Source organism: Citrobacter sp. LJND-P06, from assembly GCF_058188415.1.
Genome location: NZ_CP187317.1, coordinates 62,666 through 81,721, shown reverse-complemented (window position 1 = coordinate 81,721; position 19,056 = coordinate 62,666). Strand labels below are relative to the sequence as shown.

Genomic DNA, 19,056 nt, shown 5'->3' with positions numbered 1-19,056 from the left:
AACGGTGTTTTACTTTGAAAATAATTTACGACTAATCTTTCTACAATAAAATTGAAATAAGCTAATATAAGCTGATAGATATATCCTATTTTTATTTTTATGTTTATATTTTACGTAATACTGTTTTTCCCCAAATGCTGAGATCAAAGGAATATCGTGCCAGAATGAAGCAGAGTAGGCATCATTAAAATATTTTTGACATGGATAGTTTGTCCAATCATGCCATGGTTTCGTGACACCAACGTAGTGAATGAGCTTCGTCTCATCGGTGATGATTTTTTTATAATCGTCATTTGTTTTATTTTTAAGCTCGTAATCGACACCATAAAAACAATCATAATCACCGCTGATAAATATACAATGACCATAAAATAATATATTTAATATATCCTGATCAAGGCACTTATATTTTTTATGCTCTGGGTCACTGGCTAACATCGCTATCGCTTTATTCATGAAGTCATTTTGTTTCCAGGCCTTCAACTGAAGATAAACAACACCCGCATTAAAATAATTCCCAGGCAACCCTTCTATGTTCAAACGTTTAGCGGGTTTTTCCTGCATAAACGGAACATCTCTTATCACAGCAGCAAATTTATCACTATGAAAATGAACATCCAACAGACCTGACAACGGTCCCTTACATATAACATCAGCATCAATATATAATAAATTCTCAATGCTATCACTGAGATATTGAAAAGCGACTAACCTAAAAAAAGTAGCATATGACCACTGCTTTAAACTCGGGAATATACCAATAAATACACTGGAAACTTTATAAATACATACCTGAATATTCTTGTTTTTCCCTGTGAAGAAATCAACTCTCTTTAGATAGTCATCATCAATATAATCCGTAAAGATATGAAACCGAAGAGAAAGATCAGTGTTGTGCATCGCAACAGATTGCATAGATACTGCAGCACCAAATAAAAAATTGCGGTCTATACCGTATGCTATATTTAACTCACGCCCACTGTCGATAACTTCCCCGGAAGTAAATACTTTACTAATACTTTCGCCTAACAAATCCATAACTTATTCCCAGAGTCAGTTTATCGCTTACGCTTTACCTTTCAATTTTTTAATTACTCTACGTAATTTTGCTTTGAAAATTACATAATAATAACCAAAGTCTTTAATTTCATTTTCAATATCAAGATGTCTTTCCATTGCCATGCGATCCCTCGCCTTCCTCTCGGATGTACTACTTTTGCCAGAAAGATCTATTATTCTGACACCATCCTTACTGACAATAAAATTACCACGATGTGGATCACCAGATAGCATATCCAGCGCATGCAATTTTTGCATTTCAGTTTTAATCTCTAACTTTACACTATCTGGTATTACGGACATATCATTGAGCTCAATGCCCTCAACATATTCAATCAGCATGACAAACACACTAGCGTAATTAAATATTTTACGCTCAGCTAAAAAATAAAAATCATTAGGGAAGAGAAGCCCTGCATTTCTGACACGATCTGTTTCTACAATTAAATTTTTATAATAGTCTCCCTTTACGAAAGACTTCAAAAATCGTTCAGTTTTTTTAGTTTTAGGCGCAAATACTTTAAAAACATAGCGACCATATTGAGTATCAATCAAAGACACTTTAGTGTCGTCTATGTTTCGTAATACCTTTACCGTTTTAAATTTGTAGGCAAGTATTTCATCAAATATTTTCTTATATTTATTATCGTTATCTTTAAAATAAAATGAGAAACCTCGATAATTCGTACTTTTAATCATAATATTAATGTGTTTTTTTAAGTTTATATTTAAACAATGATACAATACCGTTTAGGTACTCGCCATGTGCAAAACAATGTTTATATTTTTTTTGCATCTCGGCCACCGTTCTGGCCTCCTTTAAAGGATAGTTTTTCCATGGTGAGTTTTCACGCGCAACATTAAAAAATTGAGCAGCTGGATAATTAGCCCAACTATGCCAAGGTTTTGTTATACCAGTATAGTGAATTAAAACAGTGTCTTGGGTAATTACATCTTTATACTTCTGATGACTACGGTCGCTTAACTCATTTTTTAATGTATATATTTCATCATAGTTTTTTGATATATATATGTTGTTCATTTTGAATGCAATATTGAGTGCATCCTGATCTAAATACTTTAATAAACCGTATTCTGTCCCACCTCTTAATAACGTTAAAATATATGGAGTTAGATTGGATTCATGCCATTTATTAAGGTTAACATAGAGTACTCCCGCATTAAAATAGCGTCCATTCATCTCTGGAGTCTTGAGTCGCTCTGCACTCATGGCCTGAGTATTATCATTATCTGTAATAACTGCAGCAAACTCATCCTGAAATTCAATCTCAGTGATTAGCTTCAGACTTCCTTTGCATACAACATCAGCATCAAGATAGAGCAGAGTTGATAAATTCTCACTTAAGTATTCAAATGATAAAACTCGAAAGTATGTAGCGTATGACCAAAACTGTGAGGTTGGAAGATCAAGAAAGTAAGCTGGGTCAATGAGGTACACAATAATTGTTGTGTTAAAATTTTGTGCTGTTTGCTCAAACGTTTTTAAATATGTTTCGTCAGTATAATCAGTGAAAACATGAAATACAAAATTAATATCAGTATTATTTATCAAAACTGAAGAAATTGAGACTCCAGCCCCAAACAAAAAATTCTTATCAATTCCATAAGATATGTTTAGTTCAGGAGCATTCTGAATTTTAAGGCTAGCCTGAAAAACATGTTTTTCTTTGATAAATTCGTTCATATAATGAGATTCTCGAATATTATTTCACTATTTTCAAATAAAAATAATAGAGATAATTTTTTATTCCAGCCAAAGGTCTTCCTTGTTTAAAGTTATGCTTTGCACAGTAGCGAGCATAATTAGAATTCGTTGGCTTCATTAATGGTTCATTTTCCCACGGGGATTGCGATTTTGCGCTTCTGAACGGTTCACAACTTGGATAACATGACCAGTCATGCCAAGGTTTGGTAGGCCCAACATAGTGGATCAGAGCTGTGGTTTCATTGATCGGATTTACGAATGACTCTTTCAATTCATAGTTAATACTAAACTGAGTATTGTATGCAGAATCAATAAACTTCACTTTCCCAATCAATATGATATTCAGAATATCCTGATCCATGTACGTTAATCTTTGTGTCACGTTTTTGTCGGACAGCATCAACATCGCCTTACCCGAAACATGATATTTTTCCCATTCAGCAATATTTAGCAGTAAAACACCAGAGTTAAAATAACCTTTTGTCAAAGATGGACAGTCCAGACTTTTTGCCCGTACAGCCCACCATTTATCATCTCTTTCAACGACAACACCTGCAACATTCTCATCCAGAGAAATCGTCATTAAATTATTAATCTTTCCTTGACATACAATGTCTGCATCAAGATAGAGGATACATGCTTGCTTACCAATAAAGTAATCACCAATGATAAATCGAAAATACATGGCAACAGACCAGTTTTTCGTTGTAGGGAACACCCTCAGTCTATCGCAGTTAACAATATGAATTTGAATACAGGTTTTAAAGGACTGTGCTAACTGTAAAAAACGAGTCTTATCAACTTCCGATATTTCATCAATAAAAATATGAAAAACAAAATTCATCATACTATTGTTGATAAGAACAGAAGTTATTGAAACACCACAGCCAAAGAGAAAATTCTTATCAACCCCATAGGCTATGTGAAAAGGCGATGTCTCTAACGATACCGGAGTCTCATCGAAAATGATCGTGCTTTTGATTATTTCCGCATCATTCAGATACTGATAGTGCATATTTATTCCCCGGAATTTATAACGATTTTCTAATCGTTCTTTCCTTTATTTTATTGGCTTTCTTTTGCGCTATAGATAACAGTCCTTGTTCTTTCGTTATCATATCCCTGAGAGATTGGTCAAAATACACCTTCATAAAGCGGAAAACGTCCCGCTGAGTCAGGCCAATGTTCATTGAGGAAAAATAGAGACCGATCAAATCTTTATCGCGCCAGCGGCGTGGAACGTTATGACGAATCTGCGCCCGATGAAGGTCAATAACCGAAATCTTGAGATCTTTTTCCTCACCAGAGAAAGGCAGATGCAAAAGGAAGTGGCAGATATAGCAATCACGATGATTGATCCCGCCTGCATGCATTTTTTGCACCATCGTAGCGACACGCTCGATGATCATCCGCTTCACTTTTACATCCGGAGGATTGGTTGCCCAATCCGCGCAATACTCTTCCAGACTGATTGTGGGTGTGAGATCTTCGGTAATGATGAATGAGGTTCTGGTCAGAGGATTCACCCCTTTTTCACCAAACCCCACACCGTGCATCGTATCTACACCTAAATCACGGAGACGATGAATCGCATTCCACTCTCTGTCGGCACCTAACACCGGCATACGCAGTGAGAGTAGATTTTTGACAATCTCTTTTAGGGACGTGCCTTTATGCCATTTAAGGAAGTAGCTTTTATCGGCCAGTTCAAATCGCAGTGTTCTGCGAGTCTCCAGTTCTCTGAAGACTTCACCCTGCAACGTTTTAACTTCCTCGAACGCATCTTTACCTCGCCATAGCGTGGTCAGCGGCTCTTTCAGCTCAACCATCCAAATCACCTGTAATAATATCCGCCGCTTTTTCTGGCAGACTGTACAAATCTTGTGTATCGGCATAATGCCTGGCGTTTTCTGCCCAGGCTGTACGCAATGAAGGTTGAGTTAACGCTTTGCGTAGAATCTCATTTAACCCTTCTTGTCGATAAGGCTCTTCTATTACTGCACCGCAATTTGCATCCACAATATAATGTGCGTAGCCACAAACGGAGGTGGTCAGTACCGGTAATCCCGCGGTGATCGCCTCCAGTAGGACAATACCGGCGGCTTCCTGATAAGCAGGGTGTAATAATATGTCGGCGGCGGCCATTAACTCAGCCACGTCATTACGGCCAGAAAAGAAATGGACATTTGCTCTTACGCCCAGCTTTTCCGCCAGAGATTCAAATTTTCTCGGCTTATCCTGTCCCACAATAAACAGCAGCGTATTATGCCGCAGAGCCTCGGGTAATGATGCAAGCGCCTCGAGAGATCGATCGACGCCTTTACGCGTGAAATCAGAACCGACCTGTAACAGTAAATTCTGTTGCTCTGTGATACCGTTTTTCTGACGGTAAATTTCCCGGCTATCTGGAATTTGCTCACTGTATTTTCTGTCCGGATAAATTCCCGGCGGGAGAATGTGAAAGCGATCGGCTTCAGTCTGATAATGCTTCTGAAAATCGGCTATCTGCTTATCCGTTAACATCAGTAATTTCGTCGGCTTACCTTGTTCAAAGGTTGCACGTTCGAAGGCTGCATAATGGCGATACCGTGACGTTAGTCGGTAAAAAAAACCTTTTTCCTGTGCGACTTTTTCGGCATAACACACATCGGCTGCGTAGTAGACATCCAGCCCTGGCATTTTATTAAACCCGACAACCCGATCGACCGGATGCTCACGCATATGCGCCTGCACCCAGGAATAATACTCAGCGTTACGACCATGATTCGTGCGCGATTTCACTGGAACCCGGATCAGTTCAAAAACATCAGGGCACTCGCCTTCCCAGGACTGGGTATAGACCCGAACATGATGACCACGCGAGGCAACGGTCTGTGCAATACGCATAAAATCACGCTGTAAACCGCCGAAAGGAAAATATTTGTACAGGCAAAATGCGACGATCATGATGGGGTATCCGCCACTGAAGAAACGCAACCCGATGGCAGCAGCTTATCAACAGCCGCAATAACGTCACTTGCCGGAATCACGGAAAGGTACATTTCATTGCGATCGCGCTGCTCGCGTGGAGGCATGGCGCGATAGTCACCCGCCCAAAATTGAATCATATTATTCGACCACGGCCGCCAGAAATTATGGTCTGTCGCCCCAAACAGGCAAATCAGTGGAGTATCGACGGCAGCAGCAATGTGTCCAGGCGCTGAATCTACGCCAATAAACAGATCGGCATGATCAATCAACGCCCCCAGTTCCGGAAACGTCACTTTACCGGCAAGCGCCGTAACAGGTTGTGTTTTACAGCCCTGAGCAATGGCCTCAACACAGGCCAAATCGTCCTGCCCGGGCCCGGAAGTCAGCACAACCTCGTAACCACGATCGTGCAAAGCATCAACGACCTGTGAAAACTTGTCGTTATTCCAGCACTTAAAAATTTGCCGCGCGGTGGGTTGGATCACCACATAACGCTCACCGACCCCCGCCTTATCTAACTCGCGGCGCACACGCTCCCAGCAAGAAGGGTTATAACTCATGGTCGTGCGAGCCACGTTCGAGGTGACCCCTAATGGAGCCAGAACGGATAAGTTACTCTCTACCACGTTCGCCCCCTGCAGTGGCGCCATAGCGGTAAAGCTATTTCGCCAAAATGAGGACTGACGGTGGCTATAATCCTGTGAAATCCTGACCGGAACATTCAGCATTCGCACCAGCAAGGCGACGATCCACTGGTCGGTCAAATTTACAATCAGATCGTATTGGTTTGCCCGTAACGTTTTGACCAGTTGGATGAAGTTTGAAACTTTCTCCATCGCGCCGGCTTTCTTATTTTTTATGCCGTAAAGAGCATTAATCTCAGGATTTTCAGACAAAATGGGCATTGTGTCCTGGTAAAGCAGCACATCGATTTTTGCATCAGGGTAATTCTGCTTTAGCGTACTAATAACGGGAGTCGTGAGTAGCATATCTCCGTGAAAACGCATTTTTACGACCAGGATTTTTCTAAATGGCTTATCCACAAGCGACTCTTTTGTTGTGATTTTCCGGTAAAGGTAAGCAGAAAAAAAGCACGCTACCGCCCCAGGCTCAACAGCTACCTGAATACTGATACGCGCACTCACTTTGTGCATGTTAGTGTATCACTTCTTTCGCCGCGATCCGATATGAATAAATTTTAAGCGCGTCTCATTTTTTTTCTTTTATAATCAGTGAAATAATAAACAGCACGTCGAGCTAATACGGCCATTTAAGATTGCGATACAGGGGAAAATCAATGAATCGCATAAAAATACAAAAAAACTGTGGCCTCCTGCATTCTTTATCCACGTTTCAGGCTATTTGATTCAAAAATAGGAAAAGTAATGGTAAAGCCTGAGCTAAATACATAGAATCCCCAGCACATTCCTATGTCAGCTATTTATTATGCTCGAATTGCTTTACACCGCCCTTCTCTACCTTATTCAGCCATTGATCTGGATACGGCTTTGGTTGCGCGGACGTAAGGCGCCAGCCTATCGAAAACGTTGGGGCGAACGCTACGGATTTTACCGCCGTCCATTGAAACCCGGTGGGATCATGCTGCATTCCGTCTCCGTGGGTGAAACACTCGCCGCAATACCTTTAGTCCGCGCCCTGCGTCACCGTTATCCGGATCTTCCGATCACGGTCACAACCATGACGCCTACGGGTTCAGAGCGCGTGCAGTCCGCTTTTGGTAGCGATGTTCAGCATGTCTATTTGCCTTATGATTTACCAGACGCACTCAATCGTTTCCTCAATAAAGTCGACCCCAAACTGGTGTTGATCATGGAAACTGAGCTGTGGCCAAATCTGATAGCTGCACTGCACAAACGTCATATTCCGCTGGTGATTGCCAATGCGCGCCTTTCTGCACGGTCAGCAGCGGGTTACGCAAAACTGGGCAAATTTGTCCGCACGTTGCTGCGTCGTATTACGCTCATCGCGGCGCAAAATGGCGAAGACGGTGAGCGTTTCGTCACGCTGGGGGCGAGAAGCAATCAAGTTACCGTCACCGGCAGCCTGAAGTTCGATATTTCTGTCACCCCACAGCTTGCGGCGAAAGCCGTCACCTTGCGTCGTCAGTGGGCGCCGCATCGTCCCGTGTGGATTGCCACCAGTACCCATGACGGCGAAGAAAGCGTGATTATCGCCGCGCATCAGGCGTTGCTACACCAGTTTCCCAATCTGCTGCTGATTCTGGTTCCCCGACATCCTGAACGTTTTCCGGATGCGATTAACCTCGTACGTCAGGCTGGACTAAGCTTTACCACACGCTCCTCAGGAGAAGTCCCCTCCGCCAGTACTCAGGTGGTCATTGGCGACACTATGGGCGAGTTGATGTTGCTCTACGGTATTGCGGATCTCGCCTTCGTCGGCGGTTCACTGGTTGATCGGGGCGGGCATAATCCACTGGAAGCCGCTGCACACGCTATCCCGGTATTAATGGGGCCGCATACCTTTAATTTTAAAGATATTTGCGCCCGGCTGGAGCAGGCAAGTGGTCTTATCACCGTCACTGATGACACAACACTGGCAAAAGAAGTCTCTTCTTTGCTGACCGATGCCGATTACCGTAATTTCTATGGTCGCCATGCTGTTGAAGTGCTGTATCAAAACCAGGGCGCGCTTCAGCGTCTGCTACAACTGCTGGAACCCTACCTGCCACCTAAAACGCATTGAGGGCTGTCATGCAAAAACGGGCAATTTATCCGGGTACCTTCGATCCGATTACTAACGGTCATATCGATATCGTGACACGTGCGACTCAGATGTTTGATCGCGTGATTTTGGCCATTGCTGCCAGTCCCAGTAAAAAACCGATGTTCACGCTTGAAGAGCGCGTGGCGTTGGCGCAACAGGCGACGGCACATCTCGGTAACGTTGACGTGATGGGGTTTAGTGACTTAATGGCGAACTTCGCTCGTGAACAACAGGCGAGCATTCTGATTCGAGGTCTGCGTGCGGTCGCGGATTTTGAGTATGAGATGCAGTTGGCGCACATGAATCGCCATCTGATGCCTGAACTGGAAAGCGTCTTCCTGATGCCCTCCAAAGAGTGGTCATTTATCTCTTCTTCGCTGGTCAAAGAGGTGGCGCGTCATCAGGGCGATGTTACCCATTTCCTGCCAGCCAACGTCCATCAGGCGCTGATGGATAAGCTGAAGTAACGACGATGCCGGATAGTATTAGCGCTTGTCCGGCATGCAACCGCCCATCACTTCAATCACTTCTGACACTGACGACAATAAAACGTCGCGCGCTGAGCATGTTTGGTGGCGATAATCGGCGTGCCACAGACCCGACAAGGTTCACCTTTACGTCCGTATACCTGCAATTCCTGCGCAAAATATCCCGGCTTACCATCACTTTGCAGGAAATCCTTCAACGTCGTTCCGCCCTGCTCGATAGAACGCTGTAAAACAGCCTTAATCACGCGTGCGAGCCGCACATACTCATCCTGTGACAATGACGATGCCTGACGGTCAGGATGGATGCCTGCCGCAAACAGCGACTCGCTGGCGTAGATATTACCAACGCCCACCACTAACGTGTTATCCATCAACCACGGCTTTATGGCGGTTTTCTTCTTTGCGCACTTCTGTTGCAGATACTCGCCGTTGAAATCGTCGCTCAACGGCTCCGGGCCAAGATGCGCCAGGACATTATGCCCTTCCAGCGCTTTCGTCCACAGCCAGGCGCCAAAGCGACGCGGATCGGTGTAGCGGAGAATTTTCCCGTTGCTCATCACCAAATCAACATGGTCGTGCTTTTCTGCGGGGAGTTCTTCAGGGAGGATACGTAAGCTGCCTGACATCCCCAGATGAATGATTATCCAGCCATCCGGTAACTCCAGCAGCAGGTATTTGGCGCGGCGCTGCACGCTCAGTACGGGCTTATCGCTCAGACGGTAGATTTCTTCTGATACAGGCCATCGTAAACGCCCATTGCGCACATTGGCGTGCAAAATGGTTGCCCCGACCAGGTGGGGTTCGATCCCACGGCGGCTGGTTTCTACTTCAGGTAACTCAGGCATAGCGTCTCCGGCACTGTTTCATATGTTTTTATTATGGGGACAGCCAGAAAACAAAAAACCCCGCCGAGGCAGGGTTTTTCTTTACATCAAAACGAAAATTATTTGATTTTCGCTTCTTTGTATAAAACGTGCTGACGAACAACTGGATCGAATTTTTTCAGTTCCAGTTTTTCCGGCTTAGTACGTTTGTTCTTCGTGGTGGTATAGAAGTGACCAGTACCAGCAGAAGAAACCAGCTTGATTTTCTCACGAATACCTTTAGCCATGATTTATTTCCTCTTAGTACTTAGTACTTTTCGCCACGGGCACGCAGTTCAGACAGAACTGTTTCGATGCCTTTCTTATCAATAACACGCATACCTTTAGCAGATACGCGCAGGGTGACAAAACGCTTCTCGCTCTCAACCCAGAAACGGTGAGAGTGCAGGTTAGGCAGGAAACGGCGTTTAGTCGCGTTCAGTGCGTGGGAACGGTTGTTACCGGTCACCGGACGCTTGCCAGTAACTTGGCAGACTCGGGACATGTCTATTCTCCAAAAATCAAATTAGCTCGAGCTTCGTATGGGGTATTGGCGCCTCGTCAGGCTTCTCAGCCCGGTTATCGCAGTTCTAAGCGAACTCTCGATTGCCAGGCCCAAATGCCAAACCCGAGATTCTCAAAGGTGGCGTAGTATACGCTGTGTAAGCGGTGTGCTCAAGTCCCGAACAGACAAAGATCCCACTGGATCGCGCAAAGTGGTCTAAATCCAGCCACGTTCGGCAAAAGAAACGTACTCTCCGCGCCCAATCACGAGGTGATCAAGCACTCTGATATCCATGAACTGGCAACATTTTACCACACGCTCGGTGATGAGTTTATCCGCTTTACTCGGCTCTGCACACCCCGAAGGGTGATTATGTGCAAGGATCACCGCCGACGCATTTAATTTTATCGCCTCGCGGATGATTTCACGCGGATGCACCTCAACATGGCTGAGCGTTCCGGCAAACAGACGGCTGTGAGTAATGACGCGATGCTGGGCATCAAGAAAGATCACCAGAAAGATCTCCCGTTCCTCTTCCATGAGCTGGCTTTGCAAAAAATCCCGCGTCATTTCCGGACTCAGCAGCGAATTTTCCTCCATCATCCGCACGTTGTAGTAACGCCGGGCCAGTTCGGCAATCCCTTTTAGCTGCGCATATTTCGCAATGCCCACCCCTGAAATGGCACGGAACTGTATAAAATCAGCCGTCAGCAGGCCGTAGAGCGAACCGAAATGGCTGAGCATCTCTTCCGCCAGCGTCATCACATCTTTACCCGGCGTTCCCGTACGCAAAAAGAGGGCCAGAACCTCCACATCGCTGAGTGAACCAATTCCTGACTGCAGCATTTTTTCCCGAGGCATCAAATTTTCTGCGGTATCCATACGCACCCTCCCCTTAGTCATGCCACATGTTGGCACAGCCACTCAGGGGATTCGACGCCCTGTTATCACTCCTGCGTAGCGCTTCGCAAAGTGAATCGCGGGCAAAAACACGACGCGCTGTGGATTGTGATAAAATATCCGCCTTCTGGTGAAACCCAACACCCAACAGGAAAGATCATGATGAGCCTGGCCGGTAAAAAAATCGTTCTCGGTGTTAGCGGCGGCATTGCGGCCTATAAAACCCCGGAACTGGTACGTCGGTTGCGCGAACGCGGCGCCGATGTCCGCGTGGTAATGACTGAAGCGGCAAAAGCCTTTATTACCCCCCTGAGTTTACAGGCGGTTTCGGGCTACCCCGTTTCCGACAGCCTGCTGGATCCCGCAGCCGAAGCGGCCATGGGTCACATTGAGCTGGGGAAATGGGCCGATCTGGTTATCCTCGCGCCAGCGACGGCCGACCTGATTGCCCGCGTCGCTGCCGGTATGGCGAACGATCTGGTCTCAACAATCTGTCTGGCCACACCGTCACCGGTTGCCGTGCTTCCGGCGATGAACCAGCAAATGTACCGCGCCACGGCAACACAGCACAATTTGAGCGTTCTTGCCTCCCGCGGCCTGCTGATTTGGGGCCCGGACAGCGGAAGCCAGGCATGTGGAGACGTGGGACCAGGCCGCATGCTCGACCCATTAACGATTGTGGATATGGCCGCAGCACATTTTTCGCCTGTCAACGATCTGCAACATCTCAACATCATGATTACAGCGGGCCCAACGCGCGAACCTCTCGACCCGGTGCGTTATATCTCTAACCATAGCTCCGGCAAGATGGGTTTCGCGATTGCCGCCGCGGCCGCACGGCGCGGGGCTAACGTGACGCTGGTTTCCGGGCCGGTTTCACTGCCGACACCGCCTTTTGTTCAGCGTGTTGATGTGATGACGGCACTGGAAATGGAAGCCGCAGTTCAGGCGGCGGCGCAACAGCAGCATATTTTTATCGGCTGTGCCGCAGTGGCTGACTATCGGGCTGCCTCTGTCGCGAATGAAAAAATCAAGAAGCAAGCCACTCAGGGTGATGAATTAACAATAAAAATGGTCAAAAACCCTGACATTATCGCCGGGGTCGCCGCACTTGATGCTAATCGCCCCTTTGTCGTTGGGTTTGCCGCCGAAACGAATAATGTGGAAGAATATGCCCGGCAAAAACGCATCCGTAAAAACCTTGATATGATCTGCGCGAATGATGTTTCGACTACCACTCAAGGCTTTAACAGCGACTGCAACGCTTTGCACCTTTTCTGGCAGGATGGAGATAAAGTCTTACCGCTTGAGCGTAAAGAACTCCTCGGCCAATTATTACTCGACGAGATCGTGACCCGTTATGATGAAAAAAATCGACGTTAAGATTCTGGACCCGCGAGTTGGACAGCAGTTCCCGCTTCCGACATATGCCACCTCCGGTTCCGCCGGACTTGACCTGCGAGCCTGTCTCGACGCCGCTGTAGAGCTGGCGCCTGGCGCAACGATGTTGCTGCCGACAGGATTGGCAATTCATATCGCCGATCCCTCTCTGGCAGCCATTATTCTGCCGCGCTCTGGCCTGGGTCATAAACATGGTATCGTGCTGGGCAACCTGGTCGGCTTGATCGACTCAGATTACCAGGGCCAGTTGATGGTTTCCGTCTGGAACCGTGGTCAGGACAACTTCACCATTGAGCCTGGCGAACGTATCGCACAGATGGTTTTTGTTCCTGTTGTGCAGGCCGAATTTAATCTGGTGGAAGATTTTGATGCCACCGACCGTGGTGAAGGCGGCTTCGGCCATTCAGGACGTAAGTAGTACATCACGTATCCCACTACGCAATAACGTCATAACATTACCGCAAACCCTGAGTTTGCGGTCGTAGTGTGGGTGCCAGCCTGGCAAGTGCTTATTTTCAGGGGTATTTTGTAACATGGCAGAAAAACAAACTGCGAAACGGAATCGTCGCGAAGAAATACTTCAGTCTCTGGCTCTGATGCTCGAATCCAGTGATGGAAGCCAGCGCATCACGACAGCAAAACTGGCAGCTTCCGTCGGCGTTTCTGAAGCTGCGCTGTATCGCCATTTTCCCAGCAAGACGCGCATGTTCGATAGCCTGATCGAGTTTATCGAAGATAGTCTGATTACCCGTATCAATTTAATTTTGAAAGATGAGAAAGACACCGGCACACGCTTACGTTTGATTGTGTTGCTCATTTTGGGATTTGGCGAACGCAATCCCGGCCTGACGCGTATTCTCACCGGACACGCGTTAATGTTTGAGCAAGACCGCTTGCAAGGGCGAATCAACCAGCTTTTCGAACGTATCGAAGCGCAGTTGCGTCAGGTTCTGCGAGAAAAGAGAATGCGGGAAGGTGAAGGTTACGTCACGGAAGAAACGCTGCTGGCGAGCCAGATTCTGGCGTTCTGTGAAGGCATGCTGTCGCGTTTTGTACGCAGCGAATTCAAATACCGACCGACGGACGATTTCGACGCCCGCTGGCCGCTGGTTGCCACACAGTTACAGTAACGGTTTAGCCGGATGACAGCGATGCCTTATCCGGCTTACTAACGTGTAGGCCCGGTAAGCGCAGCGCCACCGGGTAAATCAACGCGAATTACACCCCAAACTCTTCCCGATACGCGCGAACAGACGCCAGATACTCAGCCATTTCTGGTTTCTCTCCCAGGTACTCAATCAAATCTTTCAGCGTAATAATAGAGATAACCTGGCAGCTATAGTCACGCTCCACTTCCTGAATGGCTGAAATCTCTCCGCGTCCACGCTCCTGGCGATCCAATGAAATCAGCACGCCCGCAAGCGTTGCGCCATTCGCCTGAATAATCTCCATCGATTCGCGGATCGCAGTACCGGCAGTAATCACGTCGTCCACCAGCATCACACGTCCCTGTAGCGCACTGCCGACCAGATTGCCGCCTTCGCCATGGTCTTTGGCTTCTTTACGGTTAAAGCAGTACGGCAGGTCTTTGTCGTGATGCTCCGCCAGCGCAACCGCAGTTGTGGTGGCAATCGGGATCCCTTTATATGCAGGGCCAAACAATAAATCGAACTCAATGCCGGAATCCACCAGCGCTTCTGCATAGAAACGACCTAACAGAGCCAGGTCGCGCCCGGTATTAAACAGTCCGGCATTGAAGAAATAGGGGCTCTTGCGCCCGGATTTCAGCGTAAATTCGCCAAACTTTAGTACCTGCTTGTTAAGCGCAAACTCAATAAACTGGCGCTGATACGGTTTCATGGATTCGCTCCTCATCTCACTTTATTTCAGACAAAAAAAAGGCGACTTCTCAGTCGCCTTAAAAATCAATTTTCTAACGCCGCCTTCTGCGTCGCTACAATAGATTCGATTCCCCCTCGGGCTAGCGCCAACAAGGAAAGAAGTTCTTCGTGGCTGAACGGTTCGCCTTCTGCCGTACCCTGAACTTCAATCATGCGGCCATCTTCAGTCATCACCACATTCATATCGGTTTCTGCAGCAGAGTCTTCAACATACTCTAAATCACACAGCGCTTCGCCATTCACGATACCCACGGATACCGCGGCAACCATTCCTTTCATCGGGTTGGTTTTCAACTTACCGTTCTCGACCAGCTTTTTCAGCGCATCGGCCAGAGCAACACAAGCACCGGTGATAGAAGCCGTACGAGTACCACCGTCAGCCTGAATAACATCGCAGTCCAGGGTGATAGTAAATTCACCGAGCGTCTTGAGATCAACCGCAGCACGCAATGCACGCGCGATCAGACGCTGAATTTCCATGGTACGGCCGCCCTGCTTGCCTTTCGCCGCTTCACGCGCATTACGCGTATGTGTAGCGCGTGGCAGCATACCGTATTCGGCAGTAATCCAACCCTGCCCTTGCCCTTTCAGAAAACGCGGTACGCCTTCTTCAATAGAGGCAGTACACAGCACTTTGGTATCTCCAAATTCGACCAACACCGAGCCTTCAGCATGTTTTGTATAATTACGGGTCAGGGTTACGGGACGCACCTGATTAGCGCTACGGCCTGCTGGACGCATATTGAGATCTCCGGCTTGAAACGAATGTGGCTGCGCATTATACGGACTTCCGTCGGTTATTCCTATCCTGACAGGGCATGCATAGCTATAATCCCCCCATCTCTCCTTTCAAAACAGGAACGTCTATGATCCGCAGTATGACCGCCTACGCCCGGCGTGAAATCAAGGGTGAATGGGGTAGCGCCACCTGGGAAATGCGCTCGGTAAACCAGCGTTATCTGGAAACGTATTTTCGTCTGCCGGAACAGTTTCGTAGCCTCGAACCTGTTGTTCGTGAACGTATTCGCACGCGCCTGACGCGCGGTAAAGTCGAATGTACGTTGCGTTTTGAACCTGATGCCAGCGCGCAAGGTGAACTCATTCTGAATGAGAAGCTCGCAAAGCAACTCGTCACCGCCGCTAACTGGGTCAAAATGCAGAGTGATGAAGGGGAAATCAATCCGGTTGATATTCTGCGCTGGCCGGGAGTCATGGCCGCTCAGGAGCAGGATCTGGACGCCATCGCAGCAGAAATCCTGAGCGCCCTTGACGGTACGCTGGACGACTTCATCATCGCCCGCGAAACCGAAGGCCAGGCTCTGAAAGCCCTGATTGAGCAACGTCTTGAAGGCGTCAGCGCCGAAGTCATCAAAGTACGCTCGCACATGCCGGAGATCTTACAGTGGCAGCGAGAACGTCTGGTGGCCAAGCTGGAAGACGCACAGGTTCAACTGGAAAATAACCGCCTGGAACAAGAACTGGTGCTGATGGCGCAACGCATCGACGTGGCAGAAGAGCTGGATCGTCTGGAAGCGCACGTAAAAGAAACCTACAACATCCTGAAGAAAAAAGAGGCGGTTGGCCGTCGTCTGGACTTCATGATGCAGGAATTCAACCGAGAGTCGAACACGCTGGCATCAAAGTCTATCAATGCAGACGTCACTAATTCCGCCATTGAACTGAAAGTATTGATCGAACAAATGCGCGAACAGATTCAGAACATCGAGTAAGCCATTTTCACCACGTAGCCCGTAAACATGAAGCGGTGCTACGTGTTTTTCCATTGTTTCAAGTCACCCGCCTCTTTTCCTATTAGTTTTTTTCATCATGTTTTTTCAATCACAGAACCTGAAAAGGCGTGAAATATGATGAATATTATAATATTGCATAAGAAAAAGTTATTAAAATCACCTCGCCTTAGAAAATCTCAATCGTGATACTGCGCACAAATCGCTAACCTTTATCCCCAGTAAATCAGGGGGAAGGCATGCTGTTACACGTTTTGTACTTAATTGGCATTACCGCAGAAGCCATGACGGGCGCACTTGCTGCAGGTCGTCGTCGCATGGATACCTTCGGCGTCATCATCATTGCAACCGCGACCGCCATTGGCGGCGGCTCCGTTCGAGACATTTTGCTTGGGCATTACCCGCTCGGCTGGGTAAAGCATCCTGAGTATGTCATTATCGTGACGACAGCTGCGGTTCTAACAACCATTGTTGCCCCCGTCATGCCTTATTTGCGCAAATTATTCCTTTTGCTCGATGCGCTTGGTTTAGTGGTCTTTTCCATCATCGGCGCTCAGGTTGCGCTGGATATGGGTCATGGCCCGATCATTGCGGTGGTCGCCGCAGTGACCACCGGCGTATTTGGCGGCATACTGCGTGACATGTTCTGTAAACGCATTCCCCTCGTCTTCCAGAAAGAGCTGTACGCCGGTGTGTCGTTTGCTTCTGCCGTGCTTTACATCGCGCTTCAGCACTACGTCTCCAGCCATGATGTGGTCGTTATCTCCACGTTGATCTTTGGCTTCACCGCGAGATTGCTGGCGCTGCGTCTCAAGCTGGGTTTGCCCGTGTTTTATTATCATCACGAAGGCCACTAAGGCATAAATCCCGCAATACGCTGAGCGGCTAACCACTGGCTCAGCGTTTTTATCTCCGGGTTCTCTCTCCACTGAATGACCTTTCTGGCGCGGCGCTCACCCGTTGACGGCAGCATTCGCCAATATTGCTCTGTCTGCGTCAATAATGGCCCCCACGAACGAATACCACTGGCCTTAAGCGCCGCCTGCGTTAGCGGCATATCCATCGCCATAACCCAGCGGATAAAGGGCTGGCGGCGCGCCATATTGAACTGATGCCACAATTGCGCGCCTTTCTCTTTGCCTACACCAGGTGTGTTCTGTAATTGCTCCTGAGTTAACGCAAGCCAGGAAAATATATGCTCAAAGTGATGTGTCTGATGAAGCGCACGCCATCCTGCCTCTCCTACACCATCCAGATCCAATACAAATTTCGCCCCCAACCAAACCAGTCTCGCGATGAATTGTTCCCGACACTCGGATGAGGCATAAAAACAGGTCAGCGGCCCCAAATGCCCTCCGGGAGGTGTTGGTTTAGTCCGCTGCGTACTCCGCCAGACAACATCGTCGATACGGGGAATACCTTGTCCGGCAAGGCTGACCAGAATGCGGTCGCCAGGTGCGATATCCCACTCCTCCCAACGCCTGACGGAACCCAAATTGACACGCTGAACCTTTTTATCGTCCAGCATGACAGGAACAAGCGATGCCACCACTGCGGTTTTCCCACTTTTTCCGGTGGTGAAGAGGATTTCCGCGACCTCTGCGACCTGCGCCACCGGAGTGTATTTCCAGGCAACCAGCCAGTCCCCTTCGCCAGGAAGCCAGCTTCGGGCGTCTGGTTCTTTCCCCATCCGTACCACTACGCCATCGGTTGCAAACGGTAGGCTCGTTGTCCACCCTCTCTCTCGCGCTTTATCAACCTCATCGACGTTGCTCACCGGTTGGGTATAGCGCTGCGTTAAACCAAACCCCGCATCGGTCAGTTTCTGCAATCGTTCAGGCATCGACTGCGGGCCATCAGGCCACGCCCAGATAAAAATGCCTAATGCGCTTAGCGAGGAAGAAGGCTCTGCACGCATCATCATCCCTGCGACTTTTGCGCGGGCATTCATTCCCCCCATTTGCCGCTGGATATGGTTTTCCTGAAGCAGGAAGATTTCGCCCTGTAGGATGCTATTGGCAAGCGTTCCTTTTGTGGTGCGCGGTACAGACGGAATATGGCGAACCTTTTGCGTCCAGTCCTCACCTTCCAGCCCGTTTCCCCGGCTAATCGCCCTGATGAGATTGCCGTCGCGGTACACTAGCGTCACCGCCACGCCATCCACCTTCGGCTGAACCCACAGATCGCTTCGATGATGCATCCATTGCTGCATTGCCTGCTTATCTGCAAGCTTACGTACACCGGTATGAGCAACAGGATGCAAGATTGCGCCATTTTTTGGTGGCGGAGGCGAGTCTGTCGTGGCGTCATCGCCAAAACAGCGTCGCCATTGTGTAAGTTGCGCACTGAGCTGGTCGTAAACGGTATCATCGACCGCACTAACGCCCTGCTTCCAGTAAATGTCATTCCACTGCGCGATTTGCCGCGTTAAGCGGGCAATTTCCTCTTCCGCCCTGGCCGTCGACCAGGCGGGGCAAATCGCGCCAGCCGATGAATGGCACAGCAATACACTGATTGCGATGTACTTCCATAATGTCATTTGCACCTCCGCTGCACGTTGTCCGGCAGGTATAGCGCAAAATGATTTAGCGACCGAGCGGCAAACGCACAGCCTGCGAGCAGGCTTCCTGTCATTTTCACTCATTGCAGTAATTTCACGGTAAATCAGGAAAAAGGTACGCAAAACGCAATAATCAGAGGCAAAAAGTGTGACAAGGACTACGTCATATAGCGCCGACGTGTATAATAAG

The 19,056-nt window shown here is 47.9% G+C and carries 21 protein-coding genes; 7 read left to right on the top strand and 14 right to left on the bottom strand.

Annotation, left to right across the window (positions count from 1 at the left end; translation table 11 throughout):
- Positions 1-9: 9 nt before the first annotated feature.
- The 7 genes from ACO7SM_RS00390 to rfaQ are packed head-to-tail and all read right to left on the bottom strand — an operon-like array spanning position 10 to position 6,798.
- Positions 10-1,038, bottom strand: a complete 1,029-nt coding sequence (locus ACO7SM_RS00390; protein ID WP_490469268.1) for a glycosyltransferase family 8 protein — start codon at positions 1,036-1,038, stop codon at positions 10-12.
- A 27-nt stretch (positions 1,039-1,065) separates the two neighbouring features.
- On the bottom strand, positions 1,066-1,758 hold the full coding sequence (gene rfaY, locus ACO7SM_RS00385; protein ID WP_490469267.1) for a lipopolysaccharide core heptose(II) kinase RfaY: 693 nt from the start codon (positions 1,756-1,758) through the stop codon (positions 1,066-1,068).
- A 4-nt stretch (positions 1,759-1,762) separates the two neighbouring features.
- Complete coding sequence (locus ACO7SM_RS00380) at positions 1,763-2,764, bottom strand: glycosyltransferase (RefSeq protein WP_490469266.1); 1,002 nt, start codon at positions 2,762-2,764, stop codon at positions 1,763-1,765.
- A 19-nt stretch (positions 2,765-2,783) separates the two neighbouring features.
- Positions 2,784-3,800, bottom strand: coding sequence for a lipopolysaccharide 3-alpha-galactosyltransferase (gene waaO, locus ACO7SM_RS00375; protein ID WP_490469265.1), 1,017 nt, complete (start codon positions 3,798-3,800; stop codon positions 2,784-2,786).
- A 16-nt stretch (positions 3,801-3,816) separates the two neighbouring features.
- Entirely contained in the window at positions 3,817-4,614 is a 798-nt protein-coding gene (gene rfaP, locus ACO7SM_RS00370; RefSeq protein WP_490469264.1) for a lipopolysaccharide core heptose(I) kinase RfaP, read from the bottom strand.
- A complete protein-coding gene (locus ACO7SM_RS00365) occupies positions 4,607-5,731 on the bottom strand; it encodes a glycosyltransferase family 4 protein (protein WP_490469263.1) in 1,125 nt (374 codons plus the stop codon). Before ACO7SM_RS00365 ends, rfaP begins: the two co-directional genes overlap by 8 nt.
- Positions 5,728-6,798, bottom strand: coding sequence for a lipopolysaccharide core heptosyltransferase RfaQ (rfaQ, locus tag ACO7SM_RS00360; protein ID WP_490469262.1), 1,071 nt, complete (start codon positions 6,796-6,798; stop codon positions 5,728-5,730). The genes ACO7SM_RS00365 and rfaQ overlap by 4 nt, the downstream gene beginning before the upstream one ends.
- A gap of 403 nt (positions 6,799-7,201) precedes the next feature.
- Here rfaQ and waaA point away from each other — a divergent pair, with 403 nt between their 5' ends.
- The gene (gene waaA / locus ACO7SM_RS00355; RefSeq protein WP_490469261.1) at positions 7,202-8,479 is read left to right on the top strand and encodes a lipid IV(A) 3-deoxy-D-manno-octulosonic acid transferase; all 1,278 of its coding nucleotides are present in this window, start codon (positions 7,202-7,204) and stop codon (positions 8,477-8,479) included.
- 8 nt (positions 8,480-8,487) lie between these two features.
- Positions 8,488-8,967, top strand: a complete 480-nt coding sequence (coaD, locus tag ACO7SM_RS00350) for a pantetheine-phosphate adenylyltransferase (RefSeq protein ID WP_490469260.1) — start codon at positions 8,488-8,490, stop codon at positions 8,965-8,967.
- Positions 8,968-9,023: 56 nt separating this feature from the next.
- Here the strand turns inward: coaD and mutM are convergent, their stop codons facing one another.
- The 4 genes from mutM to radC all read right to left on the bottom strand — a co-directional run bounded on the left by mutM (position 9,024) and on the right by radC (position 11,238).
- Positions 9,024-9,833, bottom strand: coding sequence for a bifunctional DNA-formamidopyrimidine glycosylase/DNA-(apurinic or apyrimidinic site) lyase (gene mutM / locus ACO7SM_RS00345; protein ID WP_490469259.1), 810 nt, complete (start codon positions 9,831-9,833; stop codon positions 9,024-9,026).
- A gap of 98 nt (positions 9,834-9,931) precedes the next feature.
- Positions 9,932-10,099 carry a 50S ribosomal protein L33 gene (gene rpmG, locus ACO7SM_RS00340; RefSeq protein WP_003024094.1) on the bottom strand — a complete coding sequence of 56 codons (168 nt, stop codon included), beginning with the start codon at positions 10,097-10,099 and terminating at the stop codon, positions 9,932-9,934.
- 20 nt (positions 10,100-10,119) lie between these two features.
- Positions 10,120-10,356, bottom strand: coding sequence for a 50S ribosomal protein L28 (gene rpmB / locus ACO7SM_RS00335; protein ID WP_003024071.1), 237 nt, complete (start codon positions 10,354-10,356; stop codon positions 10,120-10,122).
- Between the two features lie 216 nt (positions 10,357-10,572).
- On the bottom strand, positions 10,573-11,238 hold the full coding sequence (gene radC, locus ACO7SM_RS00330) for a RadC family protein (protein ID WP_490469258.1): 666 nt from the start codon (positions 11,236-11,238) through the stop codon (positions 10,573-10,575).
- A 180-nt stretch (positions 11,239-11,418) separates the two neighbouring features.
- On the opposite strand from radC, the gene coaBC reads away from it, so the two are divergent.
- The 3 genes from coaBC to slmA all read left to right on the top strand — a co-directional run bounded on the left by coaBC (position 11,419) and on the right by slmA (position 13,787).
- On the top strand, positions 11,419-12,639 hold the full coding sequence (coaBC, locus tag ACO7SM_RS00325; protein WP_490471003.1) for a bifunctional phosphopantothenoylcysteine decarboxylase/phosphopantothenate--cysteine ligase CoaBC: 1,221 nt from the start codon (positions 11,419-11,421) through the stop codon (positions 12,637-12,639).
- On the top strand, positions 12,617-13,075 hold the full coding sequence (dut, locus tag ACO7SM_RS00320; protein ID WP_490469257.1) for a dUTP diphosphatase: 459 nt from the start codon (positions 12,617-12,619) through the stop codon (positions 13,073-13,075). The genes coaBC and dut overlap by 23 nt, the downstream gene beginning before the upstream one ends.
- A 115-nt stretch (positions 13,076-13,190) precedes the next feature.
- Complete coding sequence (gene slmA, locus ACO7SM_RS00315; protein WP_490469256.1) at positions 13,191-13,787, top strand: nucleoid occlusion factor SlmA; 597 nt, start codon at positions 13,191-13,193, stop codon at positions 13,785-13,787.
- An 88-nt stretch (positions 13,788-13,875) separates the two neighbouring features.
- On the opposite strand, the gene pyrE is transcribed toward slmA, so the two are convergent.
- Together pyrE and rph are read right to left on the bottom strand one after the other, a co-directional pair.
- Entirely contained in the window at positions 13,876-14,517 is a 642-nt protein-coding gene (gene pyrE / locus ACO7SM_RS00310) for an orotate phosphoribosyltransferase (RefSeq protein ID WP_490469255.1), read from the bottom strand.
- Between the two features lie 65 nt (positions 14,518-14,582).
- Complete coding sequence (rph, locus tag ACO7SM_RS00305; protein ID WP_192614088.1) at positions 14,583-15,299, bottom strand: ribonuclease PH; 717 nt, start codon at positions 15,297-15,299, stop codon at positions 14,583-14,585.
- A gap of 125 nt (positions 15,300-15,424) precedes the next feature.
- Between rph and ACO7SM_RS00300 the strand changes: the two genes are divergently transcribed.
- A complete protein-coding gene (locus ACO7SM_RS00300; protein WP_490469254.1) occupies positions 15,425-16,288 on the top strand; it encodes a YicC/YloC family endoribonuclease in 864 nt (287 codons plus the stop codon).
- A gap of 257 nt (positions 16,289-16,545) precedes the next feature.
- Positions 16,546-17,163, top strand: coding sequence for a trimeric intracellular cation channel family protein (locus tag ACO7SM_RS00295; protein WP_162382369.1), 618 nt, complete (start codon positions 16,546-16,548; stop codon positions 17,161-17,163).
- Here the strand turns inward: ACO7SM_RS00295 and ligB are convergent.
- Complete coding sequence (gene ligB / locus ACO7SM_RS00290; RefSeq protein WP_490469253.1) at positions 17,160-18,845, bottom strand: NAD-dependent DNA ligase LigB; 1,686 nt, start codon at positions 18,843-18,845, stop codon at positions 17,160-17,162. The two genes, ACO7SM_RS00295 and ligB, sit on opposite strands and share 4 nt — an antisense overlap.
- Positions 18,846-19,056 lie beyond the last annotated feature (211 nt).